We start from the raw sequence: 15,019 nt of genomic DNA, 5'->3' as shown, positions 1-15,019 counted from the left end.
GTTTAACAATTACAAAAAATGTCAAAAAATGATTGACACAAATTTGCACAGTCTGTAAAGTGCTATATGAAGGCGAGCCTTCTCCTGCCCACCTGGCAATGCGGGCACGACTCCCGTTTTCTCACCATTCGGGATACGAACGAAATTCACTTCTCAGGCAAAATAATGGCGTTCGATAAGAAACTCGCAATGCGAAATGCGGAAAAGTATCTCTCACAGGGAAAGATCCGCGCGGCAATAGGCGAATACCGAAGGGTAACTACCCAGGATCACACCGATGTCGTAACTCTCAACATGCTCGGCGATCTTTATGTAAAAGACAACGACAAGGACTCCGCTCTTAAATGCTTCCGAAACGTTGCCGACCATTACAGCGGCCAAGGATTTGCTGCAAAGGCGATAGCGGTTTACAACAAAATGAGCCGGATCGCGCCGCTGACACCCGACATGTCTGCTCAGCTTGCCGAACTCTATCGGCAAAAGGGTTCCGTAGTTGAGGCTAAGTCGCATTACGTGACCCTTGCTGAGGATTACGAAAAAAACGGGCGCAAGGTCGAGGCCCTTGCGATCTGGAAGCAGATCGCCTCTTTGGACGCCAAGAATACCGACGTCCTCGAGCACGTCGGAGAATCGTATCTTGGCGAAGGCGATGCGGCCGAGGCTGTCGCGGCTTTCGTCGAAATGGGTGAACGGCACCAGCGCGCGGGGCGGATCGAAGATGCTGAGAATGCCTTTCGTCGCGCGGTTGCCGCAGATAGATTTTCGGCCTTGGCCCTTCGAGCAATGGTCGGTTTCAAGAACGCACAGGGTTCCGGCAACGAGGCACGAGAAATGGTGGCCGGCATTTATCGTGAAGAGCCCGGCGATGCCGAGATCGGCAAGTTGCTTTTTGAGTGTGAGCTAGCAGACGGCAGTTCGTCTGAGGCCGAGGCGACGCTGAATTTGCTGGTTGCTGCCGAGCCATCAAGCTACCCGCTCTTGCTTGAGCTTTCAACGCACTACTTCGAAAATGAGGATCATTCGTCGGCGATCAGAACCCTCGTTGCGGCCTCGGAGCACCTTGTCGCCGATTAGAGGGTCGACGAACTCGCCTACCATGTAGAACGGCTTCGTGAGCGTGTCCCGATGAACCTTGACCTTCTGCGCCTCGATGTCTCGGTGGCATCATGGCAAAAGGACGAAAAGCGTTATACGGAACTGCTCAAACTTCTTGCCTCGGCAGCTCGAGAGGCGGAAGCGGTCGAAGACGAGCGGTCGGCTTTGATGCAATTGACGATGCTTTGCCCGAATGAGGTTTATCTCGCACAGCGGCTTGCGGAGATCAACGAGCTACACGGATTTGAGGATTCGAATACATTTTCGAATTCGTTCGACGCACGATTTTTCGGCATGGCTTCCGAGACCTGGAATGGTTCAGCCGGCTGCATCGAAAGTGCTCGAGGCCTCGTTCGGTTTTGAAACCAAGGAACTGCGACCGAACCTGCTGGGACGCAAAGACCGCCGAGGCTCAGACGAACGGAGCCAGGTACCCCAATGGCGAAAACGGACGCAGAATTGCAGGACCGGCTTTCGCGTGAGATCGATAGCATAAAGTTCTATCTCAAAAGCGGTTATAACGATCTTGCGTTGAGTGCGGCTGGGGACCTAAAACGCGAATTCGGCTCAACGCCAGAGGTTGAAGAGCTGTTTGAGACGATCAAGCGGGCAGGCGTCTCGCAACGGAGTCGAACCGAGCGGCGTTCGAACCGGCAGACTCGCCAACGGCGAGTCGTCCGTCAAACGGCAACGTCCGCTACAGAGATGGATGACCTTTTTTCGGATCTTGGCCTCGACCCGATCGACCAGGACACCTCTGACGATTTTGAAACTCACTACAGCACGGCGATCGCCTATCAGGAAATGGGGCTTGCCGAAGAGGCGATCCGCGAATTTCAGGACGCCGCCGGCTTGGTCGGGCCGAATGACGGGACCCGGCGCTTCTATTCGTGTGCGAATATGCTGGGGCATTGCTTTATGAGCATCGGTAAGCCGCACCTGGCGCGCACGTGGTATGAGCGGGCGCTTGAGGTTAAAGGGCTCTCGCCGGAGGAGCAGCAAGGGCTTTGGTACGAGTACGCACACTCCTGCGAAAGCGATGGCGATACGCGAACTGCGGCGGCGTTCTTCGAAAAAGTCTATATCGAGAACGTCGGTTTTCGCGATGTTTCTCAGCGGCTTGAGCGGATGTCCGTCGCTGCCTGATTCGGTTGTTTGTCACGGTTTCCGGCGTTATACTTTGACGGTATGGTCGAAAGACTTACCGTCATTTTCTTTATCACGCTGTGCATCCTGCTCGGCGTTTATCTCATTCTGGCTCCATGGGACACGATGTTCGGACTCTGGAGTGAGAATTATCTGCTCGTCTACTTAACGGACGTGACTGGCTATCCTGTTCTTCAGCGGACAGTTGCGTCCAATTGGGTCCGCGGTGCTGTCACCGGTCTCGGTGTCCTGAACCTCTTCATCGCTCTCTGGGAGATCGTTCATTTTCGTCAAAGCGTCGCTTTGCTTCAGGGCAAGCCGCCCAAACCGGAAAACTAGATATGCTTTCCGGGCCGATAATTTACCCGATAACAGAAGGGCTTGCGGAGGCCTCGAACTTTGGCGAGCAGCTTGCCCGGATACGAGCGAATGCGGTTGCCGCTGCGGAGTCCGGCGTTGGGTTTTTTCCAGATACGCGAGAAGCGGCTTTCGGCGAAGCTGCTTTTTGAATTGACTCGGGTGGTCGTTTCGGCAACGAAGGGAAGCGGGTTGGGCGTGATCGTTAACGGCCGGCCGGATATCGCAATCGCCGCTGGAGCGGCCGGCGTTCATTTGCCGGCAAACGGACTTCCGGCTGACGCGGTACGAAGGTCATTCGGCCCTGAAATCCTGATCGGCGTTTCTTGCCACAACGAAGACGAACTCTTGGGGGCACAGAACGACGGGGCGGACTTTGCGACATTCGGCCCCGTTTTCGCGTCGCCGGGAAAAGGCGAACCGAAGGGGATTGAGAGGCTTCGAGCAGCCGTTGAGAAATTCGAAGGTTTCCCGGTGATCGCTCTTGGCGGAATATCGATTGAACGATCTCGAGCGGGTATTGGCGACCGGAGCGGCGGAGTTGCCGCGATTCGAGCTTTGAGCACACCGGAAAGGATCAGAGAGTTTGCGGCTCGGGCGAAGTGATAATTCAATGAAAGAACTTCAGAAAGTCTGTTTGAGCATCGCCGGGCTTGACCCTTCAGGCGGGGCGGGGATTCTAGCCGATGTCCGGGCATTTGCCGCGTTCGGGTGCTTTCCGGCAGCGGCGGTGACCTCGCTCACATATCAGAACACGCAAGGCGTTTTCGGTTCGGAAAATCAATCGGGTGAGGTGGTCGAGCGGCAGATAATGCCGATACTGGACGATTATTCGCTTGGAGCGGTAAAGACGGGAATGCTCCCTTCGGCCGAGGTTATCGAGGCGGTTGCGAGGGTTCTTCGGCAAGATAAGTGACGTGCCGCTGGTGGTCGATCCGGTGGTTCGTTCGACCTCAGGTTTTGACCTGATCGATGATTCTGCACTTCGATCGCTGACGCGGCGGCTTTTTCCGATGGCGGCGGTCGTAACACCGAACCTTGCCGAGGCGGAGCGGATCGCGGGAATTGCGATCGAAGCCGATGACGACCTCGACCGAGCTGCCGAGGTGATGCACGAACTTGGTGCCCGCTGTGTTCTGATAAAAGGCGGCCACCGCATTCCGGGCTCCGATCCCGCAATCGCGGTCGATCATCTGTTCATCAATGGCGACAGGCATGAGATCGCGGGCGAATACATCGAAACGACCTCGACCCACGGCACGGGCTGTATTCTATCGTCGGCGATCGCGGCGAATCTGGCGCTTGGAAAGAATTGCCGGAGGCGGTTCGGGTAGCGAAGGCTTTTGTAAATGAAGCTATAAGAACCGCACCGGGGCTCGGAAAAGGGAACGGGCCGATAAATATCAGGGCTATTTAGCGATGGGGATGAAGGCGGGCGATTCGTAGGTGACGCCAAAGGTGACGCCGCTTCGCGGGCTGAAACGGGTAAGGCCGAAGATGGCTGCCGTATCGAACCGCAGGCCAGACGCGCGTATCTGCGTGCCGACGCGAAACTCACCGACGCTTTCTGTCCCCAAAGGTGCATTACCGCTGCGTGTATTCTCGCGGCCATTGATCTCGGCGACGAGGTTGATCCGGTCATTGACCCGCACGATCCCCGCCAGGCCATACAGCAAAACGTCATTTTGCGAAAATGTGTTGAGCGGAGCTCCCATAATGCCAAGGCCGATGTTGCCATAAAGGTTGACGAGCGGATCGCGGCCGGCCCGCTTGCCAAACTTCTTCTGCGCGATGATCTTAGAGAAAACGTTTATCTGGTTGGTCCCGATGCCGCGGGCCTGGTCGGTATTCGGCATCTGAAAGCCAAACTTCGTTCCGATCGCCGGGAAGTATTTCGTTTCGTTTAGCAGCTTTATCTTCGCCGAGATGGTGAAATCGCTGAAGTCGTTGGTCGAATTGCCCGTGACGTTGAGCGGAATCGGCGATGGATTCGATGCCGAGTTGATCGCAAGATAATTTTGGATCGTGCCCTCGATCTGGATCTCAACGTTCGGGGCAAGTCCCTGCCGGATGCGAATGTCGCCGACGCGGGTGAGGTCGCCCTTGAGGCCCGAAAGCGGGAACTTCGCGTTCTGAATGAAATCGACGCCGACGCCGATCTCGAGAGCTCCGGCGGGAGTGATGTCGATGTCGTCCGTGATCAGCGGACGCTGCTGGGCATTGGCCGCCGAAACGCCAATAATGATCATCAGTGCTGCAAGGACACACTTTCGCACACGGCAATTCTGGCACTAAATCAACGAGATGTAAATCCGGGCGGCCGCACGCTTTGGACAATGCCCGGTAAACTTGGCAAAATTGTTGGAGTCCGGGAGGGGAAAGCGAAAGTGCCGATAGAATTGGTCAACAAACAACGTGACGCGGCCGAACAAAGCGGGCTTCGGCTTGTTGACGATTCTGTCGAATCGCGGACCTCGGCACAGATAGAAAAGCAGTTCGTCAGCTTTCTTTTCCTCAAGGCCGATGCGGACTGGAGAAAGCTGGACGGCGGGCGAAAAAGTGAGCTTTCGCAGGAGTTCATCTCGGTCTTTGATGATTTCAGAGACGATTTTCTCGTATTTCCGTATTCCTTGGTCGGGTTCGATTCAAAAGCCGACCTGATGTTCTGGCGGATAGGCCGCTCCATGGACCGGCTTCAGGAAATGACCGCAAAGATGAACCGTACGGGGCTCGGGAGCCATCTGATAACCGCTGCCGCTTACTTGGGCGTCACGAAAAAGCGGGTTTTTGTCAGCGAAAGCACCGAGGATCGGTTTCATGTGAACGCCGGCGAGAAGGCATACCATTTCTTTTACCCCTGCGCGAAAGGCCGGGAATGGTATGAGAAACCGGCCGAGGAACGCGAAGCCTTGATTGAGGACGGTATGATGGTCGGCCGGCGTTTCCCGAACATTAAGATACACATGACGCACGGTCTGGGCTTTGGCGAGTACGAGTATCTGTTCTCGTTCGAAACGGATGAGCCGAAGGACTTCGTGGCGTTGGCCGAGGAACTTCGCTCGGCCGGAGAGGTCGAACGCAACCTAGGCGGTTCGCATATATTCACGTGCCGGAAGCGACCGCTCGCGGAATGCATCGAGGCACTTGGCTGATCCGCAGAATGGAGATGATCGCACGCAGGTTTTTGATCAGCGGATTGGTTCAGGGCGTCGGCTATCGCTATTTTGCACAGCGGTCGGCAGCGAAGCATCAGGTCAAGGGCTATGTCCGCAACCTTGAGGACGGACGCGTCGAGGCGTTTGCCCAAGGGCCGGACAAGGCGGTGGAAGGCTTCAAACACGACCTTGCGGCCGGCCCGGCATATTCGCGGTAACCGAGGTCGAAGAACTCGTAGAGGAGACTGACGATATATTTTCGACATTTAGGATCGAACGATAGTTATTTTTCATCATATGGATAACCTTAAGAGCCTTATTCGCGAGGTGCCCGATTTTCCGAAACCGGGCATCAATTTTTATGACATAACGACGCTGCTAAAGGACGCCGGCGGGCTTGGAGCAGGCAATCGACGCAATGGTCGAGCAATGCCGCGGGCTCGATATTGACACGGTGATCGGCATTGAATCCGGTTTCATTTTTGCGACACCGATCGCCTATCAGATCGGAGCCGGCTTCGTGCCTGTCCGCAAACCGAAGAAGTTGCCGGCGGACACCGTTTCGGTCTCCTATGACCTTGAGTACGGGCAAGACACGCTTGAAATGCACCGCGACGCCGTCGGCGAAGGCCACCGGGTTCTGATCGTCGATGACCTGCTCGCCACGGGCGGAACGGCAAAGGCGGTCGTGGACCTCGTCGAGGGCATGGGCGGCATCGTAGCCGGACTCCACTTTGTGGTCGAACTGGACTTCCTCGGCGGCCGGTCCAAATTTAATGGATATGATGTGAAGGCTCTGATAAACTACGACAGCTAGAGTGAAGGCGGTGCACCGGACCCATGGCTTGGGCCGACGCAAGTTGCTTTGCGATGCCTCGCCACACCGTTTCAAATTTTCAGCCTCCGTCGCCCTGACGGGGGCTTCGCGGTCCCGTAGCTCAGTTGGATAGAGCGTCCGCCTCCTAAGCGGAAGGCCGCTGGTTCGAATCCAGCCGGGACCACCATATTTGATCTAGCCTTGGTAGAGGGCAAGGGCGAACAAGCTTTAACCTCATTCTTAACATTTTAATTGCTGGTTGATGAAAATGAAGTACTTTTTCCTCGTATTACTTTGTTTCATGATAGTGCCAGTGACGGCGGGAACGGCATTTACCCAGAAGCGGCCGACTGCTGATCGAACTAGACCGAAAGCTCCTGCCGTTTATCCGCGGGTGATCACCGTTGCCGATGGGTTTCAGTCGGAGCTAGGCGAACCGAGCAGGATCGAATTTCCGCGAAATGCGACGCGTGCGAAAAAGTATCCGGTAGTTGTGTTTTTACCCGCAACCGGGGCCGAGGCGTCGATGTATTACGACCTCTATCAAGAGGTCTTTAGCGAATTGCCGCCATTCATATCGATCATCACTCCCGAGGCCGCGACGGAGAAGGACTGGTCATCGCAGGGGTTCGAGGCCGCGACGTATCGATACGAAAATCGAATCTTGGCAGATCTAGAGCGATTGAAAAGACAGGGCGTTGCCGATACTTCGCGTGTGATAATTTTCGGCTTTTCGATGGGCGGTGATATTGGTTGGGCCTTAGTTCAGCGGTATCCGGACATTTTTTCGGGAGCTATACTGGGCGGCACCCGCACAAGCTGGTCGGAGAAAGGTAGTATCGCAAAGCTGAAAGACAGCGAAAGGAAGTTGTTTTTTGTGATGGGCACCGATGAAAGAGCGGACCGGCTGAACGGCCTTAATGCGACACTCAAGGCTCTTGGCCAAAACGGTGTGGCGTTCAGATATGAGCGAACCCCGGCGGCTCACGTGCGGCCGACACCGGAGCTTTTGCCGAAGGAATCAATTTTTGCTTGAATGATCCGGGCTTTTCCGCTTTTTGGAATCTCAGGGCGAATGCACCTTTTTATTAAGTGAACGGATAACAACGGTTGTAAAGCACAGTGGCAAGCAAAAGGCGGTCCACGAGGTAGGGAGAGCTTTACGCAATTTTCAGTGTTTTGAGGTCATTAGGCCGCGTCGAAAGGGACGCGGTCTTTTTTTGTGCGCTTTGATGTGATGGGGCTGATTGCCGTCATCCCGGACCTCGCACGGCGATGATTGCGGAATGGCACCTGTGCTAAATTATCGTTGATGCAGAAGGTTCTCACAGCGGCAGAAATGCGCGAGGTCGATCGCCTGACGACGGAACGCTACGGAATTCCGTCCATCATCCTGATGGAAAACGCCGCCCACGCCGTCGCCCGCGTCATAACCGAAAAACTCGGCGGCTCGGTAAAGGGGAAGCGGATACTTATCCTCTGCGGCAAAGGCAACAATGGTGGGGATGGCGCGGCGTTGGCCAGGATACTTTGGACGAACGGAGCGTCAATTTACTTGGTGCTGTTTGGTAACGTAATCGAAATCAAAGGTGATGCGCGAACAAACTTTGATTCAGTCGCAACACTCGCTCAAACGGGCTATCGCTTTCGGTTCGAACAGGTGAATCGAGACGAAGCCTCATCGCGAGATTGGTTTAGCGAATTTATCTACGATTTCGCAATAACAAGGATAGACGCTGTTGTGGATTCGATATTCGGAACAGGGTTTAGGGGGCCGTTGGAGGGGCCGATGGGTCCTATTCTGGAAACGTTCTGGAGCAATTTGAACCGGCGATTCCACGAAATAGCATTGATTTCAGTTGACCTTCCTACCGGCCTTGGTGCTGATGAATCGAGACCAAACAGTTGGCATTTCTTTCCGGATACGACAGTAACGTTTACTTCTCCGAAGGCGGCCAACGCGTTAGCTCCGGCGAGTCGATTCAATGGTGAGTTAATCGTTGCGAGTATCGGCTCGCCGCAGGAGTTGATCGACGAACAGCCGTCGCAGCTTTATTTAGCCGAAAGGGAAGATGCGGCGACATGGCTTGAACGCACTGGGTTTTCGTCAAATTCGTACAAGAACAAACGGGGGCATGCTTTGCTGATAGCCGGGTCGGAGAATTATGCCGGAGCGGCGGTTTTGGCAGCGAATGCGGCGATGCGTTCGGGCGTTGGACTCGTGACGCTTGCCTGTCCGGCAGATACGAAGACCGAGATCGCAAGCCGAATTCTGCCTGAGGTCATCTTGCAAACGCTCGACCCAACGGCGGACGACTCCGAACTTAAGAACGCTGATGCCATCGCGGTCGGCTGCGGCCTCGACGCCAACAACAAGGCGATCGAAAGCTTCGTCCGAAAGCTAGTTGAAGAGCGAACCACGCCGGTGATCGTTGATGCGGGAGCTCTGTGGTTCTTCAACGCGGAAATTGCCGAGAACCACCCCGACGCTAAAGCGTCACCCCTCCTTCGTAAGGAGGGGAGCGACTTGCCGCCACTGATACTGACTCCGCACGAGGGCGAGTTTTTGCGGCTGCTTGGCGATGAAGAGAACCACCCCGTCGGCGAAACGCCGCCACCCCACCTTCGTAAGGAGGGGAGCAAGATCAAAGACCGGGTCGCTGCAGTTCGCGAGTTCGCACAGACGCACGACGTCATTCTCGTGCTCAAGGGCGAAAGAGTGTTGATCGGCCATCCCGACGGCCGAGTTGTCGTCAACCCGACAGGGAATTCCGGCCTTGGTAAAGCGGGCAACGGCGATACGCTTGCCGGTATTCTTGCCGGGTTTGTCGCACAGGCGGCGAAGATGGAGATAGACATTTTCGAGACGGTCGTCGCGGCGGTTTACATTGCCGGTATGGCAGGTGACATTGCTGAAAAGAAATTCGGCAAACGCGTGATGACCGCCTCGGATGTCCGCGAGTGTTTGACGGAGGTCTTTGCAGAATTAGAGAAAGATTAGTGTCAAGCTGTAAGCCGTAAGCTGTTAGCTTTTAGCCTGAAGGTCTGGCTTAGAGCTAATAGCTTAAAGCTAATAGCTGGTACGAAAAACGATGGAATCGAAGGAACTTCTACAAAAATGGATCGATGCCTTTCAGCGGTGCGATGGCGATGCCGTTGCGGAGTGCTACGCCGATGACGCGGTGAACCTGCAGGTGGCGATCGGCGAGCCGGACGTTGGAAAGGCCGCGATCAGGGCCGGGAACGATGCGTTCTTTGCGGCATTTCCGGATGCGTGGTCGCGTGTTGAAAACCTTATTGGTGACGGCGACCGGGCCGCATGGGAATGGGTCGGCGGCGGAACTTGGACAGGCGAGTTCGCGGGCCATCAGCCGACCGGACGGAGTTTCGAGATACGCGGCTGCGGCTTCTTTCGGTTTCGCGACGGCAAGATCATCGAGCAGCACGGCTATTGGGACAAGCACTCATGGTTCTCGCAGATAGGGTTCCCGATCGAATAATGGAAACGCACGTTTGCCCATCGCCCGAGGCGACCTTTCTGCTTGGCGAAGAGCTTGGCCGTCAGCTCCACGGCGGTGACGCCGTCTTGCTCCATGGAGGACTCGGTGCGGGGAAGACGCTTTTTACAAAAGGCGTATTGAACGCCCTTGATTTCGACATCGATGAAGTGACGAGCCCGAGCTTTACTCTCGTCAATCTTTATCGGACAGATGAGCTAGACGTTTACCACATCGATCTTTGGCGGTTAGAAGAGGGCAGCGATGCCGCTTTTGGGGTCGGGTTGGATGAGATGGTTGAACAGGAGAATGCCGTCGTCATGATCGAGTGGGCCGAGCGCCTCGGCGGCTATAGGTTCCCGTCGCGGGTGTTTGAAGTGTCGATCGAAGGCAGCGGCGAAGGGCCGCGGCGGGTAACGATCACCGAAAGCAGTTGAAATATGAAAAGGGCTTCCACATTCCAAGCCGTATTTTTGATGGCCGCGGCCTTCGCAGTCTCCTGCACACAGCAAGATGCTCCGACGGCTGATGTTGTTTCCGAGCCGCCGACGGACGCCCGAACCGAGCAGTTGAAGCGGCAACGCGATGCGGTAACGGGGTTCTTTAAGCCGATGAAGGTCCTCGACGGAGATTGGCTTCAAACGCAGAGCGAGCCCGGAGAGACCTTCGAGCAATACATCGCCTCCGGCCCGACATTGCCGACCGACCAACGCCGCACGATCTACATTCAGCCGATCGGCCGGTTCACCGGCGAGCAGCGAAAGGCGATACGGCTGACCGCCGAATATATGCGGGCTTTCTATAGCTTGCCGGTCAAGCTTTTGGCCGACCGCGGGCTTGGCAAAGTTCCCGCAGATCTCAAACGGAAGGCCGGTTACCCGCCGCGGGACCAGATAAGGACACAGCATTTCATCGATGACGTGCTTCCAAAGATGCTCAAAGATGATGCGGCGGCATTGATCGCGTTCACGAACTATGACTTATATCCCGGCGATACGTGGTCATTCGTTTTTGGGCAGGCATCGCTCGAAAGGCGGGTCGGCGTTTGGTCGCTCTATCGGATGGACGACATTATCCTTGAGGCTGACAATCCGAAGGACCGGCTGTTGTTTCGTACGCTCAAGATCGCGATGCATGAGACCGGGCATATGTTCTCGATGCGGCATTGCACAAAGTATGAATGCCTGATGTCGGGCACAAATCACCTCGCCGAGACGGACAGACGACCGGTCGATAGTTGCCCCGAGTGCATGGCAAAGCTCGCCTGGGCGATGAATTACGACCCGGCCGAGCGATATGAAAGGCTCGCCGCATTTTGGGAACGGCAAGGGGAGAGCGAATTCGCCGGCGAATTTCGCAGGAAGGCCGATGCGGTCCGGGCGGCGGTGAAGTGATGAGGAAGTTGATCGTCGCCGCCGCAGCGTTCCTTGCATTTGGGCCGATCTTCGCGGCCGCTAAATATTTTATGAATGATCAGGTCGGGAACGACGCCGAGGTGCAGTTTCCAGCTATGGAGGCACCGTGGATCGTCATCGAAAAGGCAAAACGAAAGCTCGCGGTGTTTGACGGCGAACTGCTGATCGCTGAATTTGGTATCGGGCTTGGGCTCGCTCCCGATGGCGACAAGGCGATCGAGGGCGACGGGCGTACGCCCGAAGGTGACTTTTACGTCTTCACCAAGAATCCCGAAAGCCGATTCTTCCTTTCCCTCGGAATTAGTTATCCGTCTCGCGAAGATGCCGAACGCGGCTTTGCCGAGGGCTTGATCTCGGAGGAGGAGCATCGAGCGATCGCCGATGCCACCGATGAAAAGCGAATGCCTCCACAAAAGACGAAGCTCGGCGGCGAGATCTACATTCACGGCGGCGGCGAGAAAAGCGACTGGACGGAAGGCTGCATTGCTCTCAAGAATAACGAAATGCAGGCACTTTTTGACGCGATACCGATCGGAACTCCGGTCACGATAAAACCCTGAACCTTGTCTCGCACGTAACAACTCTGTAACATCGAATTAACATCATCAACTCGTCGCGGCGGTCTATAATGAAGAATTACGCTTATGGAACGCCCAGCTAACACGCGTTTGCGAAAACGAACCCCGACAAAGCCGAAACCGACCGCCCGGCCGAAACCAAAAACCGAAATGGCCGCGCCTGAGGAACCGCGTCTTTTTAACCGCGAGTTGAGCTGGCTTGAGTTCAACCGCCGCGTGCTCGACGAGGCTCTTAACGAGGAGCAGCCTCTGCTCGAACGGCTCAAGTTCCTTTCGATCTTCTCGACCAACCTCGATGAGTTCTTCATGATCCGTGTCTCGGGCCTTAAGGAACAGCTTGAAGAGGGCATCGTCGATCCTTCGCCGGACGGGATGATGCCCGCCGACCAGCTTTCCGAGATCGGCCGCCGGCTCCGCCCGATGCTCAAAAAACAGGTGGCATGTCTTCAGCAATCCGTCCTGCCGGAGCTTGCCGCCACCGGCGTCACCATCGAGCCTTACAAATCGCTGCCGATAAAGGAGCGTCGGAAGCTCGACAAGTATTTTCGCGAGAACCTTTTCCCGATTTTGACGCCGCAGTCGGTCGATTCGAGCCACCCGTTCCCGTATATTTCGAACCTTAGCGTCAACATCGGCATCTTCATCGAGCCCAATCGGCAGCTCACGCAAAAGAACCTGCGTCACCTATTCCGGCAGAAGCGGTTTGCTCGCATCAAGCTGCCGCCGAGCGTCCCGCGGCTCGTGCCGATCAGCGAAAAGAAAGGCCGTTTCACACTTATCGAAGAGGTGATCTCGGCAAACGCCCGGGAGCTTTTTCCGAACATGAAGACCGGCGAAGGGTTTCTTTTTCGGGTTACCCGCGATGCAGATATCGAGATCCGCGAAGACGAGGCTGGCGACCTTATGCGGACGCTTGAACACGAACTTCAGCGACGGCGCTTTCGCTTTCCCGTAAGGCTGGAGGTTTCATCGGCGATGCCGGATAGAATGCTGAAGGTGCTGACCGAGGGCATCGGCCTTACGGATCAAGACGTTTACAAGATCGACGGGTTTGTGGATATTCCCGACCTGATGCAGCTTTATTCGCTGCCGCGGCCTTCGCTCAAAGACAAACCGTTTCATCCGGTCCATCCGGCGGTGCTTCACGACAAGAAAAGTGTTTTTGACGCCGTCAAGAAGCAGGATATTCTGCTTCATCATCCGTTCACATCATTCACCGCGGTAACGGATTTTCTTGCTGAGGCGGCCGAAGACCCGAATGTGCAGGCGATCAAGATCTGTCTTTACCGCACAGGCAAGGATTCACCTGTCGTTCGCTCGCTCATGCGGGCCAGCCAATTAGGAAAGCAGGTCACAGCGGTTGTCGAGCTCAAGGCGCGGTTTGACGAAGAGAACAACATAGAATGGGCACGGCGGCTTGAGAACGAAGGCGTTCACGTCGTTTACGGCATCAACGCGCTCAAGACGCACTCGAAAGTGCTGCTGGTCGTCCGCCGCGAACGCGACAAGCTTGCCCGCTATGTCCACATAGCGACCGGAAACTACAATCCCTTTACCGCAAAGCTTTATACCGATCTAGGGCTGATCACTGCCGATGAAGACATCGGGGCGGATGCGACCTATCTTTTCAATTTCCTGACCGGATATTCGCAGCAGGATACTTACCGGCGAATGCTCGTCGCGCCTCTAAACCTTCGCGAGCGGTTCTTCGATCTCGTCCGCCGCGAGACCGCAAACAAAAAAGCCGGAAAGGAAGCTCGCATCATTTTGAAGGCGAACAGCCTTACCGATGAGGACCTTATCGAAGCGCTTTATGAGGCTTCGAACGCGGGAGTGGAGATCGACCTGATTATTCGCGGCATTTGTTCGCTGCGGCCGGGTGTTCCGGGGCTTTCGGAGAACATTCGCGTTCGTTCGGTAGTCGGGCGATTTCTCGAACACAGCCGCGTTTTCTACTTCAAAAATGCGGGAGCCGATGAGTTCTATTTCGGCAGTGCCGATTGGATGCAACGAAATCTTGACCGCCGCGTCGAGGTCGTTGTGCCGGTGCTCGACGAAGAGATCAAGACCTATCTTCGCGACCGATTCTTTGACGTTTATCTCCGCGACAACGTCAATTCCAAATTGCTGAAGCCCGATGGGACCTACAAGAAAATCGCACAAGGAAATGCCGAGCCGGTCGATTCGCAGGCGGAGTTCGTCGGCGAGGACCTGAGCTTTTAGGCAGAGCGGGCTCGCCCGAAGCGGGCCGTTTTGATGCCGTCCTCGTCCTTGCCATATTTCACGGTCAGCCGCGAGTAGCCCCGCGTTTCGGCTTGATAAGCCTCGGCGTCGAGCATTTTTTCGACCTCAAGTATCTCTTTGGGTTCGCCCTCGATCTCCATATATTGCCCGAAGGGAAGCTCATCGAGCACGACCTCGCAGTCGCCGAGGTGAAATGTCTTGCGGTGCTTTTCGTAAACGACGGCCAGCTTGTAGCCGAGCTTTGCGACGATGAACTCCATCTCTTCGGCGTCCGAGACAAGCGTCTCGTGTTCGATCTTGGTCTTAAACTCGGAGTCGTTCTTGATGCGTTCTTTATATGTGAGAAAGGTGCTTTCGCCGATCTTGCGGATGCGGAGAACGGCATTGGTCTCGTCCGGAATGCCATTGCGGTAAATGAAATTTTGCTCGAACCGCTCGGTGATAAATTCGGCGCCGAGTTCCCGAAGCCTGTCCGCAATCGCGACCATTGTGGGCTTATCGAGTCGGTACTTTTTCTCGGTTTCGATCGCCATTGGCAAACGGTTGAGCGGGAGCGGCCCGGCCCAAGCAACAATACTATTGGATACGCGCCCAATGGGCAAACGCGAGGCTCGGGCTTGACTCCGAAGCCGCCATCTCGGATACTTGACAAAAAGGTCAAGATTGAAAATCGCGGCCTTGCTTGTTAAATATTTAGATATAGAGGAGCAGAAAA

General features: G+C 55.5%; 18 protein-coding genes, 1 tRNA gene and 2 pseudogenes. 19 read left to right on the top strand and 2 right to left on the bottom strand.

All coding sequences use genetic code 11. From position 1 onward, the window contains the following. Positions 1 to 165 precede the first annotated feature (165 nt). From IPM21_10460 to IPM21_10425, 8 genes are all read left to right on the top strand, one after another. Positions 166 to 1,074 carry a tetratricopeptide repeat protein gene (locus IPM21_10460; protein ID MBK9164317.1) on the top strand — a complete coding sequence of 303 codons (909 nt, stop codon included), beginning with the start codon at positions 166 to 168 and terminating at the stop codon, positions 1,072 to 1,074. A 51-nt stretch (positions 1,075 to 1,125) separates the two neighbouring features. Continuing rightward, complete coding sequence (locus IPM21_10455; GenBank protein MBK9164316.1) at positions 1,126 to 1,458, top strand: hypothetical protein; 333 nt, start codon at positions 1,126 to 1,128, stop codon at positions 1,456 to 1,458. 75 nt (positions 1,459 to 1,533) lie between these two features. Next, on the top strand, positions 1,534 to 2,241 hold the full coding sequence (locus IPM21_10450) for a hypothetical protein (protein MBK9164315.1): 708 nt from the start codon (positions 1,534 to 1,536) through the stop codon (positions 2,239 to 2,241). Between the two features lie 42 nt (positions 2,242 to 2,283). Further along, on the top strand, positions 2,284 to 2,580 hold the full coding sequence (locus tag IPM21_10445) for a hypothetical protein (GenBank protein ID MBK9164314.1): 297 nt from the start codon (positions 2,284 to 2,286) through the stop codon (positions 2,578 to 2,580). 60 nt (positions 2,581 to 2,640) lie between these two features. Further along, positions 2,641 to 3,204 (top strand): thiamine phosphate synthase, encoded by a 564-nt coding sequence (locus tag IPM21_10440; GenBank protein ID MBK9164313.1) that lies wholly within the window; start codon positions 2,641 to 2,643, stop codon positions 3,202 to 3,204. Between the two features lie 7 nt (positions 3,205 to 3,211). Then, on the top strand, positions 3,212 to 3,514 hold the full coding sequence (locus tag IPM21_10435; GenBank protein MBK9164312.1) for a bifunctional hydroxymethylpyrimidine kinase/phosphomethylpyrimidine kinase: 303 nt from the start codon (positions 3,212 to 3,214) through the stop codon (positions 3,512 to 3,514). Continuing rightward, the gene (locus IPM21_10430; GenBank protein MBK9164311.1) at positions 3,486 to 3,932 is read left to right on the top strand and encodes a bifunctional hydroxymethylpyrimidine kinase/phosphomethylpyrimidine kinase; all 447 of its coding nucleotides are present in this window, start codon (positions 3,486 to 3,488) and stop codon (positions 3,930 to 3,932) included. Before IPM21_10435 ends, IPM21_10430 begins: the two co-directional genes overlap by 29 nt. Further along, the gene (locus IPM21_10425; protein MBK9164310.1) at positions 3,911 to 4,015 is read left to right on the top strand and encodes a bifunctional hydroxymethylpyrimidine kinase/phosphomethylpyrimidine kinase; all 105 of its coding nucleotides are present in this window, start codon (positions 3,911 to 3,913) and stop codon (positions 4,013 to 4,015) included. The genes IPM21_10430 and IPM21_10425 overlap by 22 nt, the downstream gene beginning before the upstream one ends. On the opposite strand, the gene IPM21_10420 is transcribed toward IPM21_10425, so the two are convergent. Continuing rightward, positions 4,008 to 4,874 (bottom strand): hypothetical protein, encoded by an 867-nt coding sequence (locus tag IPM21_10420; GenBank protein ID MBK9164309.1) that lies wholly within the window; start codon positions 4,872 to 4,874, stop codon positions 4,008 to 4,010. The two genes, IPM21_10425 and IPM21_10420, sit on opposite strands and share 8 nt — an antisense overlap. A gap of 111 nt (positions 4,875 to 4,985) precedes the next feature. Here IPM21_10420 and IPM21_10415 point away from each other — a divergent pair, with 111 nt between their 5' ends. The 11 genes and pseudogenes from IPM21_10415 to ppk1 all read left to right on the top strand — a co-directional run bounded on the left by IPM21_10415 (position 4,986) and on the right by ppk1 (position 14,283). Beyond that, positions 4,986 to 5,750, top strand: coding sequence for a chlorite dismutase family protein (locus IPM21_10415; GenBank protein ID MBK9164308.1), 765 nt, complete (start codon positions 4,986 to 4,988; stop codon positions 5,748 to 5,750). Between the two features lie 14 nt (positions 5,751 to 5,764). Beyond that, positions 5,765 to 6,036, top strand: a pseudogene (locus tag IPM21_10410) (acylphosphatase). Between the two features lie 14 nt (positions 6,037 to 6,050). Next, positions 6,051 to 6,570 (top strand): annotated as a pseudogene (locus IPM21_10405) (adenine phosphoribosyltransferase). Positions 6,571 to 6,680: 110 nt separating this feature from the next. Next, positions 6,681 to 6,757: transfer RNA gene (locus IPM21_10400), tRNA-Arg, on the top strand. A gap of 81 nt (positions 6,758 to 6,838) precedes the next feature. Further along, positions 6,839 to 7,606, top strand: coding sequence for a hypothetical protein (locus IPM21_10395; protein ID MBK9164307.1), 768 nt, complete (start codon positions 6,839 to 6,841; stop codon positions 7,604 to 7,606). A gap of 276 nt (positions 7,607 to 7,882) precedes the next feature. Beyond that, positions 7,883 to 9,571, top strand: a complete 1,689-nt coding sequence (locus IPM21_10390) for an NAD(P)H-hydrate dehydratase (GenBank protein MBK9164306.1) — start codon at positions 7,883 to 7,885, stop codon at positions 9,569 to 9,571. Between the two features lie 91 nt (positions 9,572 to 9,662). Beyond that, positions 9,663 to 10,070 carry an ester cyclase gene (locus IPM21_10385; GenBank protein MBK9164305.1) on the top strand — a complete coding sequence of 136 codons (408 nt, stop codon included), beginning with the start codon at positions 9,663 to 9,665 and terminating at the stop codon, positions 10,068 to 10,070. Then, positions 10,070 to 10,504: a tRNA (adenosine(37)-N6)-threonylcarbamoyltransferase complex ATPase subunit type 1 TsaE gene (tsaE, locus tag IPM21_10380; protein ID MBK9164304.1), complete on the top strand. Its 435-nt coding sequence runs from the start codon at positions 10,070 to 10,072 to the stop codon at positions 10,502 to 10,504. The genes IPM21_10385 and tsaE overlap by 1 nt, the downstream gene beginning before the upstream one ends. Positions 10,505 to 10,507: 3 nt before the next feature. Next, entirely contained in the window at positions 10,508 to 11,461 is a 954-nt protein-coding gene (locus IPM21_10375; GenBank protein MBK9164303.1) for a hypothetical protein, read from the top strand. Next, positions 11,461 to 12,042 (top strand): L,D-transpeptidase, encoded by a 582-nt coding sequence (locus tag IPM21_10370; protein ID MBK9164302.1) that lies wholly within the window; start codon positions 11,461 to 11,463, stop codon positions 12,040 to 12,042. The genes IPM21_10375 and IPM21_10370 overlap by 1 nt, the downstream gene beginning before the upstream one ends. Before the next feature lie 84 nt (positions 12,043 to 12,126). Further along, positions 12,127 to 14,283 (top strand): polyphosphate kinase 1, encoded by a 2,157-nt coding sequence (gene ppk1 / locus IPM21_10365; protein MBK9164301.1) that lies wholly within the window; start codon positions 12,127 to 12,129, stop codon positions 14,281 to 14,283. On the opposite strand, the gene cyaB is transcribed toward ppk1, so the two are convergent. After that, on the bottom strand, positions 14,280 to 14,837 hold the full coding sequence (gene cyaB, locus IPM21_10360; GenBank protein ID MBK9164300.1) for a class IV adenylate cyclase: 558 nt from the start codon (positions 14,835 to 14,837) through the stop codon (positions 14,280 to 14,282). The two genes, ppk1 and cyaB, sit on opposite strands and share 4 nt — an antisense overlap. Positions 14,838 to 15,019 lie beyond the last annotated feature (182 nt).

Source organism: Acidobacteriota bacterium (assembly GCA_016716435.1).
Taxonomy (GTDB): domain Bacteria; phylum Acidobacteriota; class Blastocatellia; order Pyrinomonadales; family Pyrinomonadaceae; genus OLB17.
This window is presented reverse-complemented; position numbering and strand designations above follow the sequence as displayed.